The sequence below is a fragment of the Reyranella sp. genome (genome assembly GCF_030651995.1).
GTDB lineage: Bacteria > Pseudomonadota > Alphaproteobacteria > Reyranellales > Reyranellaceae > Reyranella.
Genome location: NZ_JAUSBN010000052.1, coordinates 59345 through 81376 on the forward strand (window position 1 = coordinate 59345; position 22032 = coordinate 81376).

At 66.2% G+C, this 22032-nt stretch carries 22 protein-coding genes; 14 read left to right on the forward strand and 8 right to left on the reverse strand.

Annotated elements, in window-relative coordinates; all coding sequences use genetic code 11:
- Positions 1–74 precede the first annotated feature (74 nt).
- Positions 75–797: a hypothetical protein gene (locus Q7V45_RS15640; RefSeq protein WP_304853731.1), complete on the reverse strand. Its 723-nt coding sequence runs from the start codon at positions 795–797 to the stop codon at positions 75–77.
- 30 nt (positions 798–827) lie between these two features.
- Between Q7V45_RS15640 and Q7V45_RS15645 the strand changes: the two genes are divergently transcribed.
- A complete protein-coding gene (locus Q7V45_RS15645) occupies positions 828–2345 on the forward strand; it encodes a UbiD family decarboxylase (protein ID WP_304853733.1) in 1518 nt (505 codons plus the stop codon).
- A gap of 225 nt (positions 2346–2570) precedes the next feature.
- Entirely contained in the window at positions 2571–3992 is a 1422-nt protein-coding gene (locus Q7V45_RS15650; RefSeq protein ID WP_304853735.1) for an MATE family efflux transporter, read from the forward strand.
- Positions 3993–3995: 3 nt separating this feature from the next.
- Here the strand turns inward: Q7V45_RS15650 and Q7V45_RS15655 are convergent, their stop codons facing one another.
- Complete coding sequence (locus Q7V45_RS15655) at positions 3996–4982, reverse strand: endonuclease/exonuclease/phosphatase family protein (RefSeq protein WP_304853736.1); 987 nt, start codon at positions 4980–4982, stop codon at positions 3996–3998.
- A 123-nt stretch (positions 4983–5105) separates the two neighbouring features.
- On the opposite strand from Q7V45_RS15655, the gene Q7V45_RS15660 reads away from it, so the two are divergent.
- The gene (locus Q7V45_RS15660) at positions 5106–5744 is read left to right on the forward strand and encodes a TetR/AcrR family transcriptional regulator (protein ID WP_304853737.1); all 639 of its coding nucleotides are present in this window, start codon (positions 5106–5108) and stop codon (positions 5742–5744) included.
- Positions 5745–5840: 96 nt separating this feature from the next.
- Complete coding sequence (locus Q7V45_RS15665) at positions 5841–6263, forward strand: DUF2852 domain-containing protein (protein WP_304853738.1); 423 nt, start codon at positions 5841–5843, stop codon at positions 6261–6263.
- Between the two features lie 60 nt (positions 6264–6323).
- Here the strand turns inward: Q7V45_RS15665 and Q7V45_RS15670 are convergent, their stop codons facing one another.
- From Q7V45_RS15670 to Q7V45_RS15680, 3 genes are all read right to left on the reverse strand, one after another.
- Positions 6324–7025, reverse strand: coding sequence for a hypothetical protein (locus tag Q7V45_RS15670; protein ID WP_304853740.1), 702 nt, complete (start codon positions 7023–7025; stop codon positions 6324–6326).
- A gap of 185 nt (positions 7026–7210) precedes the next feature.
- A complete protein-coding gene (locus Q7V45_RS15675; protein ID WP_304853742.1) occupies positions 7211–8203 on the reverse strand; it encodes a tripartite tricarboxylate transporter substrate binding protein in 993 nt (330 codons plus the stop codon).
- A 155-nt stretch (positions 8204–8358) separates the two neighbouring features.
- Positions 8359–9552, reverse strand: a complete 1194-nt coding sequence (locus Q7V45_RS15680) for a CaiB/BaiF CoA-transferase family protein (RefSeq protein ID WP_304853744.1) — start codon at positions 9550–9552, stop codon at positions 8359–8361.
- Between the two features lie 122 nt (positions 9553–9674).
- Between Q7V45_RS15680 and Q7V45_RS15685 the strand changes: the two genes are divergently transcribed.
- From Q7V45_RS15685 to Q7V45_RS15715, 7 genes are all read left to right on the forward strand, one after another.
- Positions 9675–9983: a hypothetical protein gene (locus Q7V45_RS15685; RefSeq protein WP_304853745.1), complete on the forward strand. Its 309-nt coding sequence runs from the start codon at positions 9675–9677 to the stop codon at positions 9981–9983.
- A gap of 256 nt (positions 9984–10239) precedes the next feature.
- Complete coding sequence (gene leuA / locus Q7V45_RS15690) at positions 10240–11958, forward strand: 2-isopropylmalate synthase (RefSeq protein WP_304853746.1); 1719 nt, start codon at positions 10240–10242, stop codon at positions 11956–11958.
- Positions 11959–12094: 136 nt separating this feature from the next.
- Positions 12095–12313: a hypothetical protein gene (locus Q7V45_RS15695; RefSeq protein ID WP_304853747.1), complete on the forward strand. Its 219-nt coding sequence runs from the start codon at positions 12095–12097 to the stop codon at positions 12311–12313.
- Between the two features lie 16 nt (positions 12314–12329).
- A complete protein-coding gene (locus Q7V45_RS15700; protein ID WP_304853748.1) occupies positions 12330–13922 on the forward strand; it encodes a TldD/PmbA family protein in 1593 nt (530 codons plus the stop codon).
- Between the two features lie 22 nt (positions 13923–13944).
- Entirely contained in the window at positions 13945–15156 is a 1212-nt protein-coding gene (locus Q7V45_RS15705; protein WP_304853749.1) for a lytic murein transglycosylase, read from the forward strand.
- A gap of 12 nt (positions 15157–15168) precedes the next feature.
- Complete coding sequence (locus Q7V45_RS15710; protein WP_304853750.1) at positions 15169–15882, forward strand: hypothetical protein; 714 nt, start codon at positions 15169–15171, stop codon at positions 15880–15882.
- A complete protein-coding gene (locus Q7V45_RS15715) occupies positions 15879–16163 on the forward strand; it encodes a hypothetical protein (protein ID WP_304853751.1) in 285 nt (94 codons plus the stop codon). The genes Q7V45_RS15710 and Q7V45_RS15715 overlap by 4 nt, the downstream gene beginning before the upstream one ends.
- Before the next feature lie 13 nt (positions 16164–16176).
- Here the strand turns inward: Q7V45_RS15715 and Q7V45_RS15720 are convergent, their stop codons facing one another.
- Entirely contained in the window at positions 16177–17112 is a 936-nt protein-coding gene (locus Q7V45_RS15720) for a diacylglycerol kinase family protein (RefSeq protein ID WP_304853752.1), read from the reverse strand.
- A gap of 124 nt (positions 17113–17236) precedes the next feature.
- Between Q7V45_RS15720 and Q7V45_RS15725 the strand changes: the two genes are divergently transcribed.
- From Q7V45_RS15725 to Q7V45_RS15735, 3 genes are all read left to right on the forward strand, one after another.
- The gene (locus Q7V45_RS15725) at positions 17237–18049 is read left to right on the forward strand and encodes a UDP-2,3-diacylglucosamine diphosphatase (protein ID WP_304853753.1); all 813 of its coding nucleotides are present in this window, start codon (positions 17237–17239) and stop codon (positions 18047–18049) included.
- Between the two features lie 3 nt (positions 18050–18052).
- On the forward strand, positions 18053–19105 hold the full coding sequence (locus tag Q7V45_RS15730) for a glycosyltransferase family 1 protein (RefSeq protein WP_304853754.1): 1053 nt from the start codon (positions 18053–18055) through the stop codon (positions 19103–19105).
- An 88-nt stretch (positions 19106–19193) separates the two neighbouring features.
- Entirely contained in the window at positions 19194–19454 is a 261-nt protein-coding gene (locus Q7V45_RS15735; protein ID WP_304853755.1) for a hypothetical protein, read from the forward strand.
- A 148-nt stretch (positions 19455–19602) separates the two neighbouring features.
- On the opposite strand, the gene Q7V45_RS15740 is transcribed toward Q7V45_RS15735, so the two are convergent.
- Entirely contained in the window at positions 19603–20334 is a 732-nt protein-coding gene (locus tag Q7V45_RS15740; protein WP_304853757.1) for a ribonuclease activity regulator RraA, read from the reverse strand.
- 125 nt (positions 20335–20459) lie between these two features.
- Positions 20460–21983, reverse strand: coding sequence for an exodeoxyribonuclease VII large subunit (gene xseA / locus Q7V45_RS15745; protein WP_304853759.1), 1524 nt, complete (start codon positions 21981–21983; stop codon positions 20460–20462).
- Between the last annotated feature and the right edge of the window lie 49 nt (positions 21984–22032).

Below are 22032 nucleotides of genomic sequence, written 5' to 3' on the forward strand. Positions count from 1 at the left end.
GTGTTGATCAAACCACCTCTTGTCATCCCGAGCGCAGCGAGGGACCCTTCTCGTCAATCCACTGATCGGGGCGTTCACCGATACAGGAACGTCCCCAGCAGCACCCAGCGGCCGGCCTTCGGGGTGCCGACCAGCGGCGTCGTGTAGTGCCAGAACGGCAGGCGATAGGCCGTCACGGTCGAGGGACCGGCCACCGACACGATCTCGCTGAAATGGCCGGCGCGGCTGTAGACCAGCCACTGGTGTTCGACGCCGGGGGTGCACAGGCTGAGATGCAGGTCGATGTAACCGCCCTTCGCCTTGTCGTTCTCGGGGTGGTGGTCGTTGTGCGGCCCGGCATAGTCGCCGGGCCCATAGCGCAGCACCTGCAGACCCCAGCCCGATCTGAGCTTGCGTCCCGCCAGCGCCTCGGCGAAGGCGCGAAAACTTTGTGATCGCATCATGCGGGCGAGACCGATCCGCTCGGCGGCCTTCACGCCCGGTTCGCGGCGGCTCTCGAAATAGATGGTACGGGCGCGGCTGCTCTTGGGCAGCAGCTCGGCATAATCCTGCTTCATCTCGAAGATCGTGTCGGGCGGGATCGGCTTCTCGATCGGTTCCAGCACGTCCGGCAGCTCGGCCTCCAGCGTGCGCCGCACGCGCGCCACCTTGGCGCGATCGAGCAGGTCTTCCGCCGCCAGGAACCGCGTGCGCGGGTTGGCCAGCGCCCCGCACAAAGGATGCGTGCCCGCCAGCACGCGTCGGCCGGCGCGGCTCAGCAGGTCCTCGAACTCCACGGGAATGCCGTTTGATCTCATCGGTCCGCCCCTCTAAACGACTTGCCTAGCATGCCTTACGCCTCGCTTCGCGACTTCATCGACCGGCTGGAGAAGAGCGGCCGCCTCGTGCGCGTCACCGCGCCGGTCTCGCCGCATCTCGAGATGACCGAGATCCAGACCCGCCTGCTGGCCGAGAAAGGCCCGGCCGTGCTGTTCGAGAACGTCGTGCGGCCCGACGGGACGCGCTCCGACATCCCGGTGCTGGTCAACCTGTTCGGCACGGTCGAGAGGGTCGCCTGGGGCATGGACCGCGAGCCCGGCCAGTTGCGTGCCGTGGGCGAGACGCTGGCTTTCCTGCGCCAGCCCGAGCCGCCGGGCGGCTGGCGCGAGGCGCTCGAGATGCTTCCGATGGTGCGCACCGTCATGGCGATGAAGCCGAAGACGGTGAGTTCCGCACCCTGCCAGGAGATCGTCCTCACCGGCGACGACATCGACCTCAGCGCACTGCCGATCCAGACCTGCTGGCCGGGCGAGCCCGCGCCGCTGATCACCTGGCCGCTGGTGGTGACGCAGGGTCCCAATCCGAAGGGCGACAAGCAGGACAGTTTCAACCTCGGCATCTATCGCCTGCAGGTGACGGGCCGGAACACGACCCTGATGCGCTGGCTGAAGCATCGCGGCGGCGCGCAGCATCACCAGCGCTGGCAGAAGTCTGGCAAGCGTGAGCCGTTGCCGGCCGCGGTGGTGATCGGCGCCGATCCCGGCACCATTCTCGCGGCGGTGACGCCGGTGCCCGACACGCTGTCGGAATACCAGTTTGCGGGCCTGCTGCGCGGCAAGAAGGTCGAGCTGGTCGCGTGCAAGACGGTGCCGCTCAAGGTGCCGGCCGAGGCCGAGATCGTGCTGGAGGGCCATGTCAGCCTCGACGACTATGGCGACGAGGGCCCCTACGGCGACCATACCGGCTACTACAACAGCGTCGAGCAGTTCCCGGTCTTCACGATCAGCGCCATCACCATGCGGCGCAAGCCGATCTACCTCTCGACCTTCACCGGCCGGCCGCCCGACGAACCCTCGGTGCTGGGCGAGGCGCTGAACGAGGTGTTCATTCCCCTCTTCCAGCAGCAGTTTCCCGAGATCGTCGACTTCTGGCTGCCGCCCGAGGGCTGCTCCTATCGCATCGCCGTCGTTTCGATGAAGAAGGCCTACGCGGGCCATGCCAAGCGCGTGATGATGGGCGTCTGGAGCTATCTGCGGCAGTTCATGTACACCAAGTGGGTGATCGTGGTGGACGCCGACATCGACGCGCGCAACTGGAAGGACGTGATGTGGGCGTTGTCGACCCGCATGGACCCGGCGCGCGACATCACCGTGATCGAGAACACGCCGATCGACTATCTCGACTTCGCCAGTCCCGTATCGGGCCTCGGCTCCAAGATCGGCCTCGACGCGACCGACAAATTCCCCGGCGAGAGCAACCGCGAATGGGGCCGGCAGATCCGCATGGACGACGCGGTGATCGAGAAGGTCGACGCGATGTGGAGCGGGCTGGGATTACCGGGATCGGGCAAGAAGATCTGGAAGTAGCATCCGTCGTCTCGACCGAAGCGCCGAAGGCGCGCAGCGGAGAGACCTTTTATCGACAAAAAGCCGACAAATCGTAGAGAGAAGGTCTCTCCACTCCGCCGCGCTACGCGCGGCTCCGGTCGAGACGACGGGCTGTCTCTCTCGCACTCGTCGTAACAGGAGCCAAGCTGCCCTTCAGGCGTTGAGACCCGCAGAAAAGTCTCATTGCGCATCCAAGGGACCCGCGTGCCCCCCGCTCCCAACAAACTCCTCGAAGGTCCGATCCTCCGCTCGCTGCTGACGCTCGCCGTGCCGATCGTGACGGCGAACATCCTGCAATCCGCCTATCAGATCATCGATGCCTTCTGGGTCGGGCGGCTGGGCGGGGCTGCGGTGGCTGCGGTGTCGATCAGCTTTCCGGTGCTGTTCCTCACCTTCGCCATCGGCTCGGGCCTGTCGCTCGCCGGCTCGACCCTGATCGCGCAGTATGTCGGCGCGCGTAACGACAAGATGGTCGCGCATGTCGCGGGCCAGACGCTGCTGATGGTGATCCTGGCCTCGCTGGTGCTGGGGACGATCGGCTATTTCTGCTCGCCGGCGCTGCTGCGGCTGATGGGCGTCGGGCCCGACGTCTATCCTGGCGCGCTGGGCTTCATGCGCGTGTCGTTCGTGGGCATCGTCTTCAATTTCACCTTCTTCGTCTTCCAGGCGATCATGCGCGGCATCGGCAGGCCGGCCCTGCCGGTCTACATCGTGCTGGGCACGGTGTTCCTGAACTTCGTGCTCGCCCCGCTGCTGATCTTCGGCTGGGGGCCGGTGCCGGGCTACGGCGTGATGGGCGCCGCCATCGCCACGCTGATCACCCAGGCGATCGCGGCCATCATCGGCATCGCCGTCCTGCGCATGGGCCTGCACGGCATCCATGTGCGGCGGCGCGACTTCATTCCCGACTTCACTTACGTGAAGCGCGCGTTCTTCCTTGGGCTCCCCGCCTCCATCGAACTCTCGGCGCGGGCGTTGGGTCTGATGGTGCTGACGTTCCTGATCGCGAGCTTCGGCACGCTGACGCTGGCGGCCTACGGCGTCGGGTCGAACATCCTGCAGGTCGTCATGGTACCGGCCATGGGCCTGTCGATGGCGGTCTCGACCCTGGTCGGCCAGAACATCGGCGCCGGCAATATCGAGCGCGCAGCGCAGATCGGGCGCCTGGGCGGGCTGCTCGGATTCGCGAGCCTCTCCGTCTTCGGCATCATCGTCTTCCTGTTCGCGCCCCAGCTCGTTGCCGTCTTCGTGCCGGGGGATGCCGCCGTCATCGAAGCCGGCGCAGGCTTCCTGCGCATCATGTCGCTCGCCTGGGGCTTCCTCGGCCTGCAGTTCGCGCTGACCGGCGTGTTCCGCGCCTCGGGCAACATGGTGCTGACCATGGTGCTCACGCTGGTGTCGCAGTGGGTCGTGCAGTTTCCGCTCGCCTATGTCCTCTCCAAGCACACGGACCTGCACGAGCAGGGAATCTGGTGGGCCTTGCCGATCGCCAACATCGTCACGGCGCTGATCACCCTGTGCCTTTACGCCAAGGGCGACTGGAAGAAGAAGCGCCTGATCGAACCGGAAGACGAACTTGCCGGCAAGGTGACGGAAGACATCCTGGTCGGCGAGGTTTCGCGCTGAAGATCAATCCTTCTTCGCGTTCTGCACGATCTGCGACAGCCGCTCGCCGTCGATGTCGGTCTTGATCTGCACCCAGACCGGGAAGTGGTCGGAGAGCTGGTAGGTGAACTGGGTGCGCGTCATGTCCTGCCCCGGGAAGAGCTGCTCGATCGACGCGTCGGAGACATGGAAGTCGAGGATGCCACCGAAGTTGGTGAAGCGTTTCCTGGCCGTCGGCAGATGCAGGATGTGGTCGTAGCGCGCGTCCTTGCCGAGGTTCGAGCCCTTCACCGCGACGTCGCCCACCTTGAGTTCGAGCAGCGAGTCGGGCACCTGCAGGCCGCGCCGCGTCAGCGCCTTGAAGGTCTTGTCGTCGAGCGAGGGCGTGTTGAAGTCGCCCATCACGATCAGGTCGTGATCCTCGACCGACTTGTCCTTCTGCCGCGCGTCGATCCAGTCGGCCAGCATGCCGAGCTCGGCTTCCCGGCCGGGAAGGCTGTCGCCCCATCTCGTATGCGTGGCGACGGCGATGAAGTCGAAATTGCCCGCGCGGAACGAGCACATATAGGGCGCGCGCCAGAACGACAGGGCCGCCAGATATTCCGTGTCCTTCTTTGCGCGCGGCGCGTCGATCTCCGCGGCCAGCCCGTTGAACGTGACGGCCCGGCGATCGTAGAGAAAGCCGGTGCGCTCGCGGTTACCGCCGGCATCGGACATCCAGTCGGAATAGACGAGGTCCCAGCTCGGTCCCAGGAACCGGCAGACCCTGCCGAAGTCCTCGAGATTGTCGCGCAACTCCACCAGCGCGATCAGGTCGAACTGGCCCAGGATCTCGGCGATGTAGTGCAGCGCCGCCACCGTGCGACGCTTCTTGCCGAACTCACGGATGTTCCAGACTGCGACGTTGATCGTCTCGTCGAGCTTCGAGGGTGGAATCTTCGCCGCGTCGATGCGCTTCTTCAGGGCCAGCAGGCCCGCCGCAATCTCCGGTGACACATCGCCATGGTGCATGGAGCCCCGCTCTCGTCTTCGTGCAGACAGAGCGTAGAAACATCCGGCCGACCGCAACACGGCCCATCTCCGCATATCCCGCCGTCTGTTGCGGCGGAGAGCTTTGATGTAAAGTTTCTTAACATGAGCTGGAAGCGCAACGACCGTGAGGAGCGGAAGTACCACCACGGCAGTCTGCGCGAGGCGCTGATCAAGGCCGCCCGCGAGCTCATCAAGGAAAAGGGCCCGGCGGGCTTCACCTTCGCCGATGCGGCACGGTCCGCCGGCGTGAGCCCGGCCGCGCCCTACCGCCATTTCCGCGACCGCGACGCGCTGATGGCCGACGTGGCGCGCGAGGGTTTCGAGCGCTTTGCGGCAATGCTGGCCGCGGGCTGGGCCAACGGCAAACCCGATCCCGTCACCGCCTTCCACAACATCGGCAAGGCCTATCTCACGTTCGCGCGCTCCGAACCGGCCTATTACGCGGCGATGTTCGAATCGGGCATCTCCCCCGATACGAATCCCGACCTGCGGGCCGCGTCGGAACGGGCCTTTGCCGTGCTGCGCGCCGCCGCCGATCAGCTCGTCGTGCTGCTGCCGGCCGCCGTGCGCCCGCCCGCGCTGATGATGAGCCTGCACATCTGGTCGATGGCGCACGGCATTGCCTCCCTGTTCGGGCGCGGCGATTCCGGCCGGCGCGCGCTGCCCATGTCGGCCGAGGAACTGCTCGAGTCGGAAGTGCTCATCTACCTGCAGGGACTGGGCTTTCCCACGTCGCGCTGAAAGTTTTCGCCGGGGCCTTGACTCCCCGGGTCGCCGACCCCAATGTAAATGTCGTTAACATTCACATCGTTAACATCAGCAAAAGGGGGCTCCCACATGGGCCTGATCGAAAAAATAGACGACCTCGGCAAGCCGGCGTGGATTGCGCTCCTGGTGCTGAGCTTCATCCTGTTCTGGCCCGTCGGCCTGGCCCTTCTCATCTATCTCAAAGGGAGTGGACGCATGTTTTGCTCGAAGCGCTACGGTCACTGGAACATGCCGGATGGCCGCTCGTGCCGTGAGGGATTCCAAGGCTGGAAGCGCCGCTCCGGCTGGGGCCGCAGCAGCAGCAGCGGCAATGTCGCCTTCGACGAGTATCGCGAGGAGACGATCAACCGCCTCGATCAGGAGCAGCGCGAATTCCGCGACTTCCTCGACAAGCTGCGCGCCGCCAAGGACCGCGCCGAGTTCGACCAGTTCATGGCCGACCGTCGCAACCGCCCGGCCCCCGAGACGCCGCCGGCGCCCAGCGCAGCCTGAGACATTCGGACGAGACCCGTCCAAGGACGACGCCCGCGGCTCACACCGCGGGCGTTTTCCTTAGTGGTCGAGCTTCATCGGCAGACGCTCGCTCTGCGCCCGCTGCGCCAGCTCCGTCAGGACCGCAAAGGCATAACGCGCGCGCGCCTCCACAGGTCCGTCCTCGGTCGGCACACTTCCCCAAGCCGCCACATCGGCAGCCGATGCCTTCCAGGTTGCGGCATTCAGGTCGGCGAGCTGGCGACGCAGCGTCGTCACGGAGCCCATGACGACCCGCCGGCCCTCGACATCCTCGCCCTCGAAGGTGATTTCGAAGGCGACCGGCAGCCACATCTCCACGTTGCGGACAAGATGGGAATAGCGCGAGCGGAAGCCTTCCGTGGTCGACCGCATCAGCGCGACATCATGGTCCCATTCCTCCGGCAGGGTGTCAGGCAACCGCAATGTCGGGTTCTCGGCATAGGCCGCCCACAGGACGAGCGACCCGAATCCGTCCCAGCCGGGACGACGGGTGAACCAGGGAGCCGCCTCCGTCTCGTCCCATTCGAGCGGCGCGACGAGGCGATCGCCCAGCGCCTTCGCAAGCGCGGCGCGCCAGGCGAACACCCTCAGTCGGATACGATCCTGGCTCTTGGCCTCGGTCGGCTTGGCCGACCGAAGGGAAGGCGGCGCGCCCCGCTCACGTGCTGCCTTCTCGACGAGATTTTCCCAAGCACCGGTATAATACCGCGTAAGCGACCCGACATAGACGTCGAGAGCCATGAAGAGATGAATTCCTTTCCGTACGGTCGCTGACGCAATCCGACATTTGCAGTTGTCCTACAAGTACAATTTCCGCGTGCAGGGACGCAATCGCAAAACGGCAAGATTCCTCTCAATTTCGGTTGTCGACATGAGTCGGGCGGGAACAAGCCCCGCCCGAGTGCCTTTGTCGCTGGGGAACGCGGCTACTGTGGCTCGATGTTCAGGCCCTTCACCAGGTCGATCCAGATCGGTCCCTGCTCGGCCACGATCTTTTCGAAGAAGACGTGATCGCGGGCGGCATTGTCGATGCCGAAGGTTGCGAGGATCTTCTGGACGCGCTCGCTCTTGCCGCCCTCGACCATCAGATCCGAGAGCTTCTGCACGATCTCCTTGGGCATGCCCGCGGGACCGACCAGGCCAATCCAGCCCTGGACCTGGAACGCCTTGTCGGTCACGCCCTGCTCGTAGAAGGTGGGGACGTCGGGAAGCTTCTTCATGCGCTCCTTGGTCGGCACGGCGATCGGCCGGCCGTTGCCCGACTGCAGCACGCCGGTGGCGGCGGCCACGCTGCCGCTGCCGCCCTGGACCGCGCCCGAGGCAACGTCCTGCCACATCGGCGCCTCGCCACGATAATGCACCGCTTCCATGCCGAGCTTGTAATGGCGGTTCAGCGCCTCGACGGCGACGTGACTGTAGGAGCCGGCGCCGTAGGTGCCGAGGCTGGTCTTGTTGGCGCGGGCATAGTCGGCGAGTTCCGCCAGATTCTTCACCGGCAACTTGCTGTTGACGATCAGCGGCAGATGGCCCGCATCCATCCATGAGATCAGGACGAAATCCTTGTCCGGATCGTAGGGCAGTTTCTTGAACAGCACCTTGTTCATGATCAAGGTCGTGGAGATCGTCCACATCAGCGTGTAGCCGTCGGGCGCCGCCCCTTTTACCTGCTCGGCGGCAATGGCGCCGCTGGCGCCGGCCTTGTTCTCGACCGTCACCGGCTGACCGGTCTTCTGCGAGATGTATTCGCCGTAAACACGGGCGAAGGTGTCGGTGAGACCGCCCGCCGGATAACCGCAGATGATCCGGATGGGTTTGTTGGGCCAGGCTCCCTGCCCAATGGCAGGAGCCGGCAGGGCCGCCGCAACGGCAGCGGCAGAACCATAACGCAGCACATCACGCCGCGACGCACGCACGATCATCGATAGCCTCCCTGTGGCGCGATTTTTTTCGACGGTCGGGGCCGTCTGGGACGCGCCTGGGGAGAGCATGGCCGCGATTTCGCATTGCGTAAAGGCCATGCCGGCAGCACGGCCGCTCCCAAAGCGGCCGGAAGCTACTGGGTGTCGAGGCGGCCTTAGGCCGTCCTGGTCGCGCCCGACTTGAGCATCGCCTCGATCTCGCCCTGCGTAAACCCGGCCTCCTGCAGGACCTCGACACTGTGCTCCCCCAGACGCGGCTGCAGGCGGGTGACCTCGGGCTTGGTCTTGCTGAAGCGTGGCGGGATGTCGGTCATGCGCAGCCTGCCCTCGGTCGGGTGGTCGACTTCCTTCCAGAAGCCGGTCGCCTCGAGCTGCGGGTCGACGAACAGGTCGTCGAGCGTGTTCACCGGCCCGTGCGGCACGTTGGAATCCTTCAGCAACGCCACCCATTCGGCATTGGTGCGCTCGGCGCACAGGCCCGCGAGCGTCGAGTAATATTGCTCGACGTTCTTCAGGCGGTTGGCCAGGCCCTGGAAGCGCGCGTCCCGGGCGAGGTCCTCGCGGCCGACCAGGGTGCAGAACTCCCGCCAGTGGCTGTCGGTATAGGGCAGCAGCGCGAAGTAGCCGTCCTTCGACGGGTAGGGACGGCGCTCCTTGTTGAGCACGCGCTTGTAGCCCGCCGTATCGAGCGCCGGCTTGAAGGTTTCGCCGTAGAGGTGCTCGACCATCACGAACGAGACCAGCGTCTCGTACATCGGCACCTCGACCGACTGGCCCTTGCCGGTGCGCTCACGCGCGAACAGGGCGGCCAGCAGGGCGGAGACCACGCCGTTGGAGCTCGTCTTGTCGGCCACGATCGTCGGCAGGAAGCGCGGCTGGCCGGCCACGACGCTCTGGAGCGCGGCAAGGCCGGAACCGGCCTGGATGATGTCGTCATACGCCGCCTTGGCGCCCATCGGACCGGCGGAGCGATAGCCGTAGGTCGCGAGATAGACCAGGCGCGGATTGATCTTCTCGAACTTCTCGTACTCGACACCGAGGCGCTTCGCCGGCTCGGGCCGGTAGTTGTGCATGATGACGTCGGCGGTCTCGGCGAGCTTGAAAAGGGCGGCGCGACCGGCGTCCTGCTTGAGGTCGAGCACGATCGAGCGCTTGGAACGGTTGCAGCCGAGATAAAAGGCCGACATGCCGGGATTGCGGGCGGGCCCGAGCTGGCGCGTCGTGTCGCCTTCCGGCGGCTCGATCTTGATCACATCCGCCCCGAGATCGCCCAATTGCTGCGCCGCCCACGGACCCAGCACGACGGTCGTGCAGTCGAGAATGCGAACGCCGTCCAACGGACCTGCCATCTGATGATTCCTCCCGTTCTTCCTTCCCGCTTACCACAAGTTGGTCACCATCCCAGGGCGAATTCACGGGCAACATCCTCCGCGCGCAGGGCGTTTCATCCTGCAGCAAAGGAGACCGCAAAATGAAGATCGAGGTCCTGCGTCTGGCTGGTTCGCTCGCCGTGGCGGGTGCCGTCCTGCTCACCGCGTCGGCCGCGATGGCCGGCGACTGGAAGAAGGGCCGTGGGCATCACAAGCACCATCATCACCACTACTACGACCGCGAAGTCGTGGTCGTTCAGCCGCCCGGCCGCGTCTACTACGCCCCCCGCCCTGTCGTCGTTTACCCGGCCCCGGTCTACGCGCCACCGGTCGCCTACGCGCCGATCTATGGACCCGCCTATTCGCGCGGCGGAAATCTCAGCATCGGAATCGACGTTCCGCTGCGGTGACATCGGCAATGGCTCCCTCATTCGACTGAAGCCGGGTTGACGGGCGCGGCCAAATCGACGATTGTCGCGCCCAACATGCTGCGACTGACGACGCTACGACTTATTGGCTGATCCGCCGCCCGACCGGAACCACCGGAAGGGCCCTGCGGATCGCTTGTCGTTCGTCCCTGTTTACCCAACCAGTCGCCGCCTCCATTCCATCCATCGCAGTGTTCGTTTGAGCCATACGGCCGTGCGCGGCGCGAGGAGCTACGTCATGTCATCCCAAAACTCTCACGTCACCAATCCCCAGAAGCCCATGATGCCGATCGCGGCCGAGAAGTACGCGCCCTTCAAGCCGGTGCCCCTGCCCGACCGCAAGTGGCCGAATGCCGTGATCACCAAGCCGCCGATCTGGTGCGCGGTCGACCTGCGCGACGGCAACCAGGCGCTGATCGAGCCGATGGACTCCGACCGCAAGACGCGCATGTTCAAGCTGCTCTGCGAGATGGGCTTCAAGGAGATCGAGGTCGGCTTCCCCGCCGCCTCGGAGACCGACTTCGAGTTCGTGCGCGAGCTCATCGAGAAGAAGATGATCCCGGACGACGTCACCATCCAGGTGCTGACGCAGAGCCGCCCGGAGTTGATCGAGCGCACCTTCGAGGCGTGCCGCGGCGCCAAGCGCGTCATCGTCCATCTCTACAACTCGACCTCGACCCTGCAGCGACGGGTCGTGTTCGGCCTCGACTATTCGGGCATCATCGACATCGCGGTCTCGGGCGCGAAGCTGGTCAAGCAGCTGGCTGACGCCGATCCGAAGACCGAATGGGTGTTCGAGTACTCGCCCGAGAGCTTCACCGGCACCGAACTCGAATTCGCGCGCGACATCTGCGCCGCCGTCGGCGACGTCTACAAGCCGACGCCCGAGAAGAAGATGATCATCAACCTGCCGGCCACGGTCGAGATGTCCTCGGCCAACGTCTACGCCGACCAGATCGAGTGGTGCCATCGCAACTTCAAGTACCGCGATTCGATGATCCTCAGCCTGCATCCGCACAACGACCGCGGCACCGGCGTGGCGGCGGCCGAGCTGGGCTACATGGCTGGCGCCGACCGCATCGAGGGCTGCCTGTTCGGCAACGGCGAGCGCACCGGCAACGTCGACCTGGTGACCCTGGGCCTCAACATGTTCACGCAGGGCGTCGATCCCGAGATCGACTTCTCGAACATCAACGAGATCCGCCAGACGGTCGAATACTGCAACCAGCTGCCCGTCCATCCGCGCCATCCCTATGGCGGCGACCTGGTCTTCACCGCCTTCTCGGGCTCGCACCAGGATGCGATCAACAAGGGCTTCAAGGCGCTCGACTCTTCGAACAGCAAGGTCTGGGAAGTCCCCTACCTGCCGATCGACCCGGCCGATCTCGGCCGCAGCTACGAGGCGATCATCCGCATCAACAGCCAATCGGGCAAGGGCGGCATCGCCTACATCCTGAAGAGCGACTACGGCATCGACATGCCGCGGCTGCTGCAGGTCGAGTTCTCCAAGGTGATCCAGCAGATCGCCGACGAGACCGGCAAGGAAATCCAGCCGGCGCTGATCTGGGACACGTTCCGCAAGGAGTATCTCGAGAACACCTCGCCTGTGGAATTCGACAGCCACACCACGGTGCCGGACCCCGATCATCCGGACGTGCGTCTTCTCGATGCCAAGGTGAAGTTCAACGGCAAGCCCGCCACCGTCTCGGGCCGCGGCAACGGCCCGATCGCGGGCTATGTCGACGCGCTGGGCAAGAATTGCGGCATCCAGATCCGGGTGCGCGACTACCACCAGCACGCCACCGGCGCCGGCTCCGACGCCCAGGCCGTCAGCTTCATCGAGGCCGAGACCCCGGGCGGCAAGGTCCTGTGGGGCGTCGGCATGGACTCGAACATCGTGGCCGCCTCGCTCAAGGCCGTGACCTGCGCCGCCAACCGCGCCGCGGCGCTCAAATAGCGGTACCGCCCGTTTCGGGCGGGCGTTAGCATCCGGGCGCGCGGGAGACCTTCCGCGCGCCCCGCAATGGCCATGGACTGAAGAAGTGGCGCTTCCCGATCCTGTTGCGACACGCCGGCGGGCGGAAGGGCCCCTCATGCGCGGCGCCCGTCACGTCTGGAACGCCGCGATTTCCCTCATGCTGGGCGCGATGATCGGCATAATCGGCCACCAGTTCGTGGCCGATGCCGTCGGACGGCTGTGGCCCGAGCAGGCGATGATCGCCGATGTCGTCCGTGCCACATTCTGGACACTGGGCATCGCCGCGACCGGCGTGTTGTTCTTCTCCTACTATCTCGACGACACGGGCCGATAGCGCGTAGAACGGCCTCATGGCCAAAGCGAAAAAGACTGCCCCCAAGTCCTCCCCGAAGAAGCCGTCGCGCAAGTCGGCAAAGCCCGCCACCAGGAAGGTGGTGAAGAAGGCCGCGCCCAAGAAGGCAGCGCCGAAGAAAGCCGCACCCAGGAAGGCTGCTCCGAAGAGGGTGGCGAAGCCGGTCTCCAGGCCCGCACGGACGCCCGCGCGCAAGCCTGCGCCGAAGCCCGTCGCCCAGGCCGCCGCGAAGATCGCGCGGAACACGCACCCCGCCGGCGCACTTGACCCCAATCTCCTGTCCGACCTGCTGAAGTGGGCGAAGGAATTCGGCGCCGATGCGGCCGACGCGCTCTACGTCAACGGCGAGTCGATCTCGGTCGCGCAGCGGCTGGGCAAGCGCGAGAAGCTCGAAAGCAGCGAGGGCCGCGACCTCGGCCTGCGCGTCTTCGTGGGCAAGCGCCAGGCCTTCGTCTCCTCCACCGACTTCGCACCCACCTCGCTGCGGGAACTGGCGAGCCGCGCCGTCGACATGGCGCGCGCCGTGCCGGAAGACCCGGTCTGCGGCCTCGCGCCGGAGGAATTGCTGGCCCGGTCGTGGCCCGACCTCGACCTCGACGACAAGACGCGCCCCACGGCCAAGAAGCTGATCGCCATGGCCTCCGAGGCCGAGGATGCAGCGCGCGCCGTCAAGGGCGTCACCAATTCCGAAGGCGCCGAGGCCGGCTGGGGCCGCACCTCGGTGATGCTGGCGGCCAGCAACGGCTTCACGGGCGGCTATCGGCGCAGCGGCTTCTCGCTGTCCTGCTCGGTGCTGGGTGGCGAAGGCACCGGCATGGAACGCGACTATGAGTGGACCAGCGCGGTCCATCTGGAAGACCTGATGCCGGCCTCAAAGGTCGGCCGCAACGCCGGCAAGTTCGTGGTGCGCCGCCTCAACCCGCGCAAGGCGCAGAGCGCGCGCGTGCCGGTGATCTACGACCGCCGCGTCTCGGGCGGCCTGATCGGCCATCTCGCCGGCGCCATCAACGGACGCGCCGTGGCGCGCGGCACCTCGTTCCTGAAAGACAAGATGGGCGAGCGCGTCTTCGCCGAAGGCATCCGCATCCTCGACAACCCGCTGCGCAAGCGCGGGCTGGGCAGCCGCCCCTTCGACGCCGAGGGCCTGGCGACCTCGCGCCGCGCAGTCATCGACGACGGCGTGCTGACCACCTGGCTGCTCGACCTCGCGGCGGCGCGACAGCTCAACTTGAAGCCGACCGGCCACGCCTCGCGCGGCGTCTCCGGTCCGCCCTCGCCCACGACCTCGAATTTCTATCTCGAGAAGGGCAAGCTTTCGGTGAAGGAGCTGATCGGCGACATCAAGAGCGGCCTCTACATCACCGACATGATCGGCTTCGGCGTCAACGGCGTGACCGGCGATTACAGCCGCGGCGCCTCCGGCTTCTGGATCGAGAACGGAGAGCTCGCCTGGCCGGTGAGCGGCATCACCGTCGCGGGCAACCTGAAGGACATGTTCCTCAACATGACGGCCGCCAACGATCTCGAATTCAAGAGCTCGACCAACGCCCCAACCCTGAGAATTGAAGGGCTGACCGTCGCCGGCTCGTGATAAACTGGCGGGCATGACCTTCATGCCCAATGCACGAATTCTCGCCGCAACGACGGCCCTGATCTGCAGCCCCGCCTTCCTCGGGGCTGCGCCCGCGTACGCCCAGGATGGCGGATTCCGCGACTGCCTGGCCGGCATCAAGGCCGATGCGCTGAAGCAGGGCGTGCCGGCATCGGTCATCGATCGCACCTTCCAGGGGCTGACGCCCGACCAGAAGGTCGTCGATCTCGACAACCGCCAGCCCGAATTCTCGCTGACCTATGCGAAGTACGTCGGCGGCACCGTGTCGCTCGATCGAATCCAGAAGGGCCAGCAGAAGATGGCGCAGCATCGCGCCCTGCTCGACCAGTTGCAGGCCGAGTACGGCATCCCGCCGCAATACCTCATGGCCTTCTGGGGCATCGAGACGAATTACGGAACGTTCATGGGCGACTTCCGCGTCGTGCGCTCCGTCGCGACGCTCGCCTGCATGACCAAGCGCAAGGAGTTCTTCAGCAACGAGACGGTCCAGGCGCTGCGCATCCTCAACAGCAACCACATGACCAGCGACCAGATGCGGGGCTCGTGGGCCGGCGCCATGGGCAACATGCAGTTCATGCCCTCGACCTTCACCCGATGGGCGGTCGATCGCGACGGCAACGGCAGGATCGACATCTGGAACAGCCTGCCCGACGCCTTCGCCTCCGCGTCCAACTACCTGCGCGGCGTCGGCTTCAAGCCCGGCCTGCCGTCCAGCGAAGAGGTGATGCTGCCGGCGGGCTTCCCGCTGGAACAGGCCGACACGACGGTCGAGAAGCCAGTGAAGGCCTGGGCCGCGATGGGCGTCAAGAAGATGAGCGGCGGCGCATTGCCCGCCGTGGACGATACCGCCTCGATCCTGCTGCCCGCCGGCTTCCGCGGCCCGGCCTTCATCATCTATCCGAATTTCAAGGCGGTGATGAACTGGAACCGCTCGACGCTGTACGCGCTGTCGGTCGGCATCCTCGCCCGCCAGATCGCCGGCGGCCCGCCGGTGCAGCAGCAGGCCCCCGCCGACGATGCGCCGATCTCGCGCAACACCGTCATCGACATGCAGATGCGCCTGGCGCGGCTCGGCCTGTACAAGGACGAAGCCGACGGGCTGTTGGGCCCCAAGACACGCTCCGCCCTGCGCCTCTTCCAGCAGCAACAGGCCCTGCCGGCCGACGGTCATCCGACCCAGGAATCGGTGCGCCGCCTGCAGGCGGTGCGGTAAAGACGCGTCCCCGTGACCGCCTTCATCGGCATCGGCAGCCGGGGAGGCCTGCGCAGCTTCGGCGGCACTCAGTTCGCCCAGGTCAACCGATGGTGCACGACCTGGTTCAAGCGAGACCTGATCCATTTCTCGCAGGCGCTGACCATGCGCTTCAACGGCGCAAACATGGTCCTCCGGTTGATCTCGGAGGACCGGCTGCTGGTCCGCATGCAGATCTTCCAGGCGGGCACCAGGATCGCCAGCATCGCATTCCGCATCGACCCGCAGCAGCAGCGGGCGTTTCTGAGTTGGACGGTGTTGACGCCGGCGACGCAGCGCACCGGCGCCTTCAAGCATATCCTGCAGAACCTTCTGCTCGTGCTGCGCGACTGCGGCATCACGCGGATCAGCCTCGTCGCCAGCCTGAGCCATGGCGGCTATGTCTGGGCCATCTATGGCTTCGTGCCCGAAACCGCTGGCCAATGGGCGCGTTTGGCGGGGGTGCTTCGACGGAAGCTGCTCGCCATAGCGTCCGAGCTGAAGCCCGCGGAACTCGACGCCGTCCAGAAGCTGGTTGCCTCGCCGGATCGGCTGGCGCTGCGGGCCCTCGCGGGCAGCGCCATCCCCGTCCGCGACACGACACTCGGCAAGCACCTGTTGATGGGAACCGAATGGAAAGGAGAACTCGACTTTTCCGACGGCCCATCGGTGCTTATATACCTGAAGCGAATAGGGGTGGTTCCATGACGAAGAAGTCTGCTCCCACTGTTGGCGACTTTGTGACGGCAGCTTACGTCGCCCCTAAACGCGCCCGGGCGACGGAGATCGCGCCTGCCGACCGCAGCAGACCCAAGTCTCCTCGGGCAAGACGTCCGATCAAGTTCATTCCCATGGAAGAGCTGATGCTCTCCGATCTCGAGGCAAACTCGAACTTCGTGAGCCTGCCGACAGAAGAGATCGAGCGGATTGCCCAGATCTTCGGCCTGTCATCCGAGGATGTCGCCGCCCTTTACGCCCCCCGGATATAGGCGGGCCCGGAGCCTATTGCGGCCGCAGCAGGCGCACGGCCGCGGTCGAGAGGCCGATCGATACGGGCAACGTAAGGGCATCGTCGCCATCGATCTGGACCGGCTGGCGTCGCCGTTCGCCGGCATCGTTCAGGACGGAGATCCTGACCTCGCCCCCGGCAACGACGCGGTAGCCAGGCGTCCGCGGCAGCGCGCCCAGCACGAGGGCCGCGCCGAAGCGCAGCGCGTGCATCCAGCCCCAGCGCTCGAACAGGCAGACATGCAGCAGCGGTGCGTCGAGCGAGGCTTCCGGCGCCACGACATAGGGGCCGGCATAGTGACGGGCGTGCGTCACGATCACCGACGCGGCCTCGTAGTCCACGCCGTCGATCTCCACGCCATAGCGCACCGGCCGGTAGCGCCTTGCCTCGACCAGCGAGCGCCAGACATAGGCGATCTTGCCCCAGCGGCGCTTCAGGCCTGAGCTCACGCCCGCCACCACCTTGGCGTCGAAGCCGGCGCCGGCCATCAGGGAGAAGCAGCGCGGACGCCCGGCTCCACTGGCCTGGCCCGGACGCATCAGCACTTCGCGTCCGGCAGTGATCGCCTCGGCGAGCGCCGCGGCCGTCAAACCCAGCCCCAGCTCGTGCGCCAGCACGTTGGCGGTCCCCAGCGGCACGAGAGCGAGCGGCGGTGCCGTGGCGGCGCGGGCAGCGAGGCCGTTCACCACCTCGTTGATCGTGCCGTCACCGCCGGCAACCGCAATCACGCCGTAGCGTCCGGCATCGCACTCTTCGGCATGGCGGCGGGCATCGCCCGCCGCCGCCGTCTCCACGAGATCGACCGTCCAGCCCTGGGCGCGCACACCGCGCACGACGGCATCGACCAGGCCACGCCGTCGCCGGCCGGCCGTCGGATTGAAAATGAGGAGAACCGATTTCGCCGGTCCGGCGGTCGAGGCGAATGTCATCGAACAGTCACAACCGATACACCTCCACGCAACGGCTCCCATACACAATCCCATGCGTACCCTGCAATCGTGCACAACATATTTTGTGTCGGTCGACCATTATCCACATGACCGTGCCTTTCCCATGACACTTCACGACCGCAACAAGCCGGCCCGCCACAGGGCGATCTTCCTGTCCGACATCCATCTCGGCACGCGCGGCTGCCAGGCCGAGTTGCTGCTCGACTTCCTGAGGCGCAACGAGAGCGAGCATCTCTATCTGGTGGGCGACATCGTCGACGGCTGGCGGCTGAAGCGGTGGTGGTACTGGCCCCAGGCTCACAACGACGTCGTGCAGAAGATCATGCGCAAGGCCCGCAAGGGCACCAACGTCGTCTACATCCCCGGCAACCACGACGAGGCGGCGCGGCAGTACTGCCAGCTTACCTTCGGCGACGTGCGAGTCGAGGACGAGGTCATCCACGAAACACCGGACGGCAAGAAGCTGCTGGTGATTCACGGTGACCAGTTCGACGGCATCGTGCGCTATGCCCGCTGGCTCGCCATCCTCGGCGACTGGGCCTATGCCGCGGCGCTGCGCCTCAACACCACCTTCAACTGGGGCCGCCGCAAGCTCGGCCTGCCCTACTGGTCGCTCTCGGCCTACCTGAAGCACCGGGTCAAGAACGCCGTGCAGTTCATCAACGACTACGAGAATGCGGTGGCCAGCGAGGCCCGCCAGCGCGGCGTCGATGGCGTCGTGTGCGGCCACATCCATCATGCCGAGATGCGCATGATCGACGGCGTCCTCTACTGCAACGACGGCGACTGGGTCGAAAGCTGCACGGCGCTCGTCGAGGATTTCGACGGCCGCCTGCGCATCATCCACTGGGCGGACGAGGTGGCCCGTCGCACGTCACGGCTTCCCTTGTCTCACGTTCAACTGGCGGCGGAGTAGCCCTTGCGCATTGCCATCGTTACCGACGCCTGGCGGCCCCAGATCAACGGTGTCGTCCGCACGCTCGAGACGGTCGCGCGCCTCCTTCGCGCCGAAGGCCACGAGGTCGAGGTTTTCGGTCCCGACCGGTTCCGTACCCTGCCCTGCCCGACCTATCCCGAGATCAGGCTGTCGCTGTTCCCGTCCTCGCGGCTCAGCCACATGCTGAACCTGTTCGCGCCCGATGCCATCCATCTCGTCACCGAGGGTCCGCTCGGCTGGGCGGCCCGTGGCTTCTGCCGGCGCCGCGGCATTCCCTTCACCACCGCCTACCACACGCGCTTCCCCGAATATGTCCGAGCCCGCATCCGGGTGCCGCTCTCATGGAGCTACGCCTTGGTGCGCCGCTTCCACGCTCCGTCGGCCGCAGTGCTGGTCGTGTCTCCGGCGATCCGCGACGAACTCAGCGAGCGCGGCTTCAGGAATCTCGTGCCGTGGTCGCGCGGCGTCGACATCGCCGCGTTCAAGCCCCAGCCGCGCGAGCAGTTCAAGGAACCGCGACCGATCTGGCTCTATACAGGGCGCGTCGCCATCGAGAAGAACATCAAGGCCTTCCTCGACCTCGACCTCCCCGGCACCAAGTGGGTCGTGGGTGGTGGTCCACAACTGAAGTCGCTGCAGCGCCGCTACACCAACGCGCACTTCTTCGGCTCGGTCGACCCCGGCGAGCTCTCGTATCGCTATGCACAGGCAGACTGCTTCGTCTTCCCGAGCGTCACCGACACGTTCGGTCTGGTGATGGTCGAGGCACTCGCGTCCGGCGTGCCGGTTGCGGGATATCCCGTGCCCGGACCGCTCGACGTCGTGACCGATCCGAAAGTTGGAGCCCTCGACGACGACCTTCGCAAGGCCTGCCTCGCCGCGGTGTCGCGTGATCCCGAGGATTGCCGTCGGCATGCGGAAACCTTCACCTGGGAACGCTGTGCGCGGCAGTTCGTGGAGGCGCTGCAGGTCATTCCGCGCAGCCACTGGCAGCCGCTTCGCAATCGCGTTCTGCCTGACGCCGCCGCGCCCTGAGCGACGGTCCGGCCTCTCTCATTGTGGGTTGCGGCCCACCCCGGATGGAGAGTAGATGCGGCGTCCGTATTCCTGAAGGCAGACCGGCATGGCTATCCAGTACTTCGCCAAGGTGACCGCATCCGACCACGAGGTGCTGCAGCGCACCGTGAAGCACTATCCGCTCAGCTCCTATGCCGACTGGCATCTGAAGGAGATGAGTCGCATGTCCGATTGGCGGAGCCGTCGTCACACCATCAAGATGGTGCCGGTGACGCCGCAGGAGTTCGAGGACTACTGCAAGAAGAGGGGTGTCCCCAGCGACATCATCACCTTCAAGGCTTTCGTCTGCGAGAAGGGTGGCGGCTGATCCTATTGCGCCCATCCGAAAGAGAGCGGGCCGAGCGACATCAACCACTTCTACGACGGCCCATCCCGGAGAGCAGGGTCAGGAATCGTCGAACTTCCCAAGGGGTGAAAGCGACGATCGCCATGTGCGGATTCCGTCGTTCACCGCCTCACCCGCCTGCGGGTTCACCGGCCTTGATCCACGCCTGATAGAGCTTCTTCGTCTCGTCGTTCGGCGGATAGGTGCCGGCGATCGGATGGCCCTGCCCCACCCGGATCGCGACGAACTTCTCCAGCCGCTCCTGCTCGAATGAATCGCGGGCGACCTCATCGGCGAGATGCCGGGGCACGACGATGGCGCCGTCCTCGTCGGCCACGATGACGTCGCCGGGATAGACAGGGACGCCGCAGATCCCCAGCGGCACCTGCACCTCGACGGGCCGCAGGTTGGCCATGCTGGGCGGCGCGGCGGCGGCCGAGCAGTAGACGGGGAAGTCGAACTTGCCGATCACCGGCGAATCGCGCATCGCCCCGTCGCTCAGCACACCCGCGAGGCCGCGCACCTTGAGGCGCAGCGCCAGGATGTCGCCCAGGGTGCCGGAGCGCGTATTGCCCTCGGTGCCGATCACCAGCACCGAGCCCGCGGGCGATTCCTCGATCGCGGTGCGCTGCGCGTTCGGCGGATCGCTGGGACTGGGCGCCTTGTCGATGTCCTCGCGGCTCGGAATGTAGCGCAGCGTGTAGGCCGGTCCCACGATCCGCGCCGCCACCGGATTGAGCGGCTTCACCCCGTTCACCGCGACATTGCGGAAGCCCCGCTTCAGCATCTGCATCGAGACGGTCGCCGTGCTCGCATACAGGAAGTTCCGGATCGTCTCGGCCGACAACGGTTCGCTGGTCATTGGCGCTATCTCCTCGCAACACCATTATTGTCATCCCGAGGCGAAGCCGAGGGACCTTTGCTTTGACCTTAAGGGTCCCTCGCTACGCTCGGGATGACAATTTTCATTTCATCAAGGCTCGTGCGTCAGAGCAACGACCCTTGATTGCCGGTGCCGTCGTCGCGACGACGCGGTGAGACGGGCGGCGGCGCAACCGGCTTCGCGACGCCCGAGCCATCGGTGATTCTCGCGCCGACGCGGCCGTCGTTGAATTCGATGCTGATCGTCTGGCCGGTGCTGGTGCCGGCGGCGGCGAGGACGGGCTGGCCGTCCTGGTCTCGCACAAGGGCGAAGCCGCGATTGAGGACGGAGTGGAAGGAGTAGCTCTCCAGCAGCTTGGCGGCCTGGTCGACCTGGCGATGGCCGTTCAGCAACAGGTCGTTGCCGTGGCGCTTTAGACGCTCGCCCAGCTGGTCGAGCCGGTCGAAGGCGCGGGCGTATTTCTGCAACGCATCGCTCTTGAAGCGGTCGACGGCGCGGGTCAGCGCGCGGCCCTCGGCGACCAGCGCCTGTTCCTTGGCGGCGATCACCGCCTGCGGGCTCACCAGGCGCGCGGCCGAGAGCTGATGCACTCGACGTTCGACGAGCTGGCGCGCGGCGAGCGCCAGCCGCTCGCCGCTCACGTCGATCCGCTGCTGGCGCTCCTCGATCAGGCGGCGCGGATCGCCGAGGCCGCGCGCGAGGCCGGCCAGTTCCATCGACCGCTCGCGCAGCAGGCGCGTCATGCCGCCGACCAGCCGCTTGGCGTAGTCGAGCGTCTCGGTCATCAGGTCGGCGCGCACCGGCACCGCCATCTCGGCGGCGGCGGTCGGCGTGGGCGCGCGGCGGTCCGAGGCGAAGTCGATCAGGGTCGTGTCGGTCTCGTGGCCGACGGCGGAGATCAGCGGGATTGCCGAGTCCGCAGCGGCACGCACCACGATCTCCTCGTTGAAGGCCCACAGGTCCTCCAGCGAGCCGCCGCCGCGCGCCACGATCAGCACGTCGGGACGCGGCACCGGTCCGTCCTCCGGGAGCTGGTTGAAGCCGGCGATGGCACGGGCCACCTCGCCCGCCGCCTTCTCGCCCTGGACCGCGACCGGCCAGACCAGCACGTGACAGGGGAAACGGTCGCTGAGGCGATGCAGGATGTCGCGGATGACGGCGCCCGACGGCGAGGTCACGACGCCCACCACCTGCGGCAGGTAGGGCAGCGGGCGCTTGCGGTCCGCATCGAACAGGCCCTCGGCCTGCAGCTTCTTGCGACGGTCCTCCAGCAGCTTCAGCAGCGCGCCTTCGCCGGCCAGTTCCAGCCGGTCGACGATGATCTGGTAGCGCGAGGAGCCGGCATAGGTGGTGAGCTTGCCGGTGGCGATGACCTCCAGCCCCTCCTCGATCTTGATCCCGAGCCGCGGGATCGTGCCCTTCCAGCAGACGCCGTCGATCACGGCGTTCTCGTCCTTGAGGCGGAAGTAGCAGTGACCCGAGCGCGGGAACGAGGGCTGGCTGATCTCGCCGCGCACACGCACGCGGGGGAAGGCCGTCTCGATCTCGCGCTTCAGCGCGAACGACAGCTCGGAAACCGAGAATTCCGGGACGTTACTGGGAGCGGCGGGGGCGTCGAGGTCATCCATGCCGGCCGAACCTAGCCGCTTGTGCCGACGGCGCAAACTGTGGTCAAAG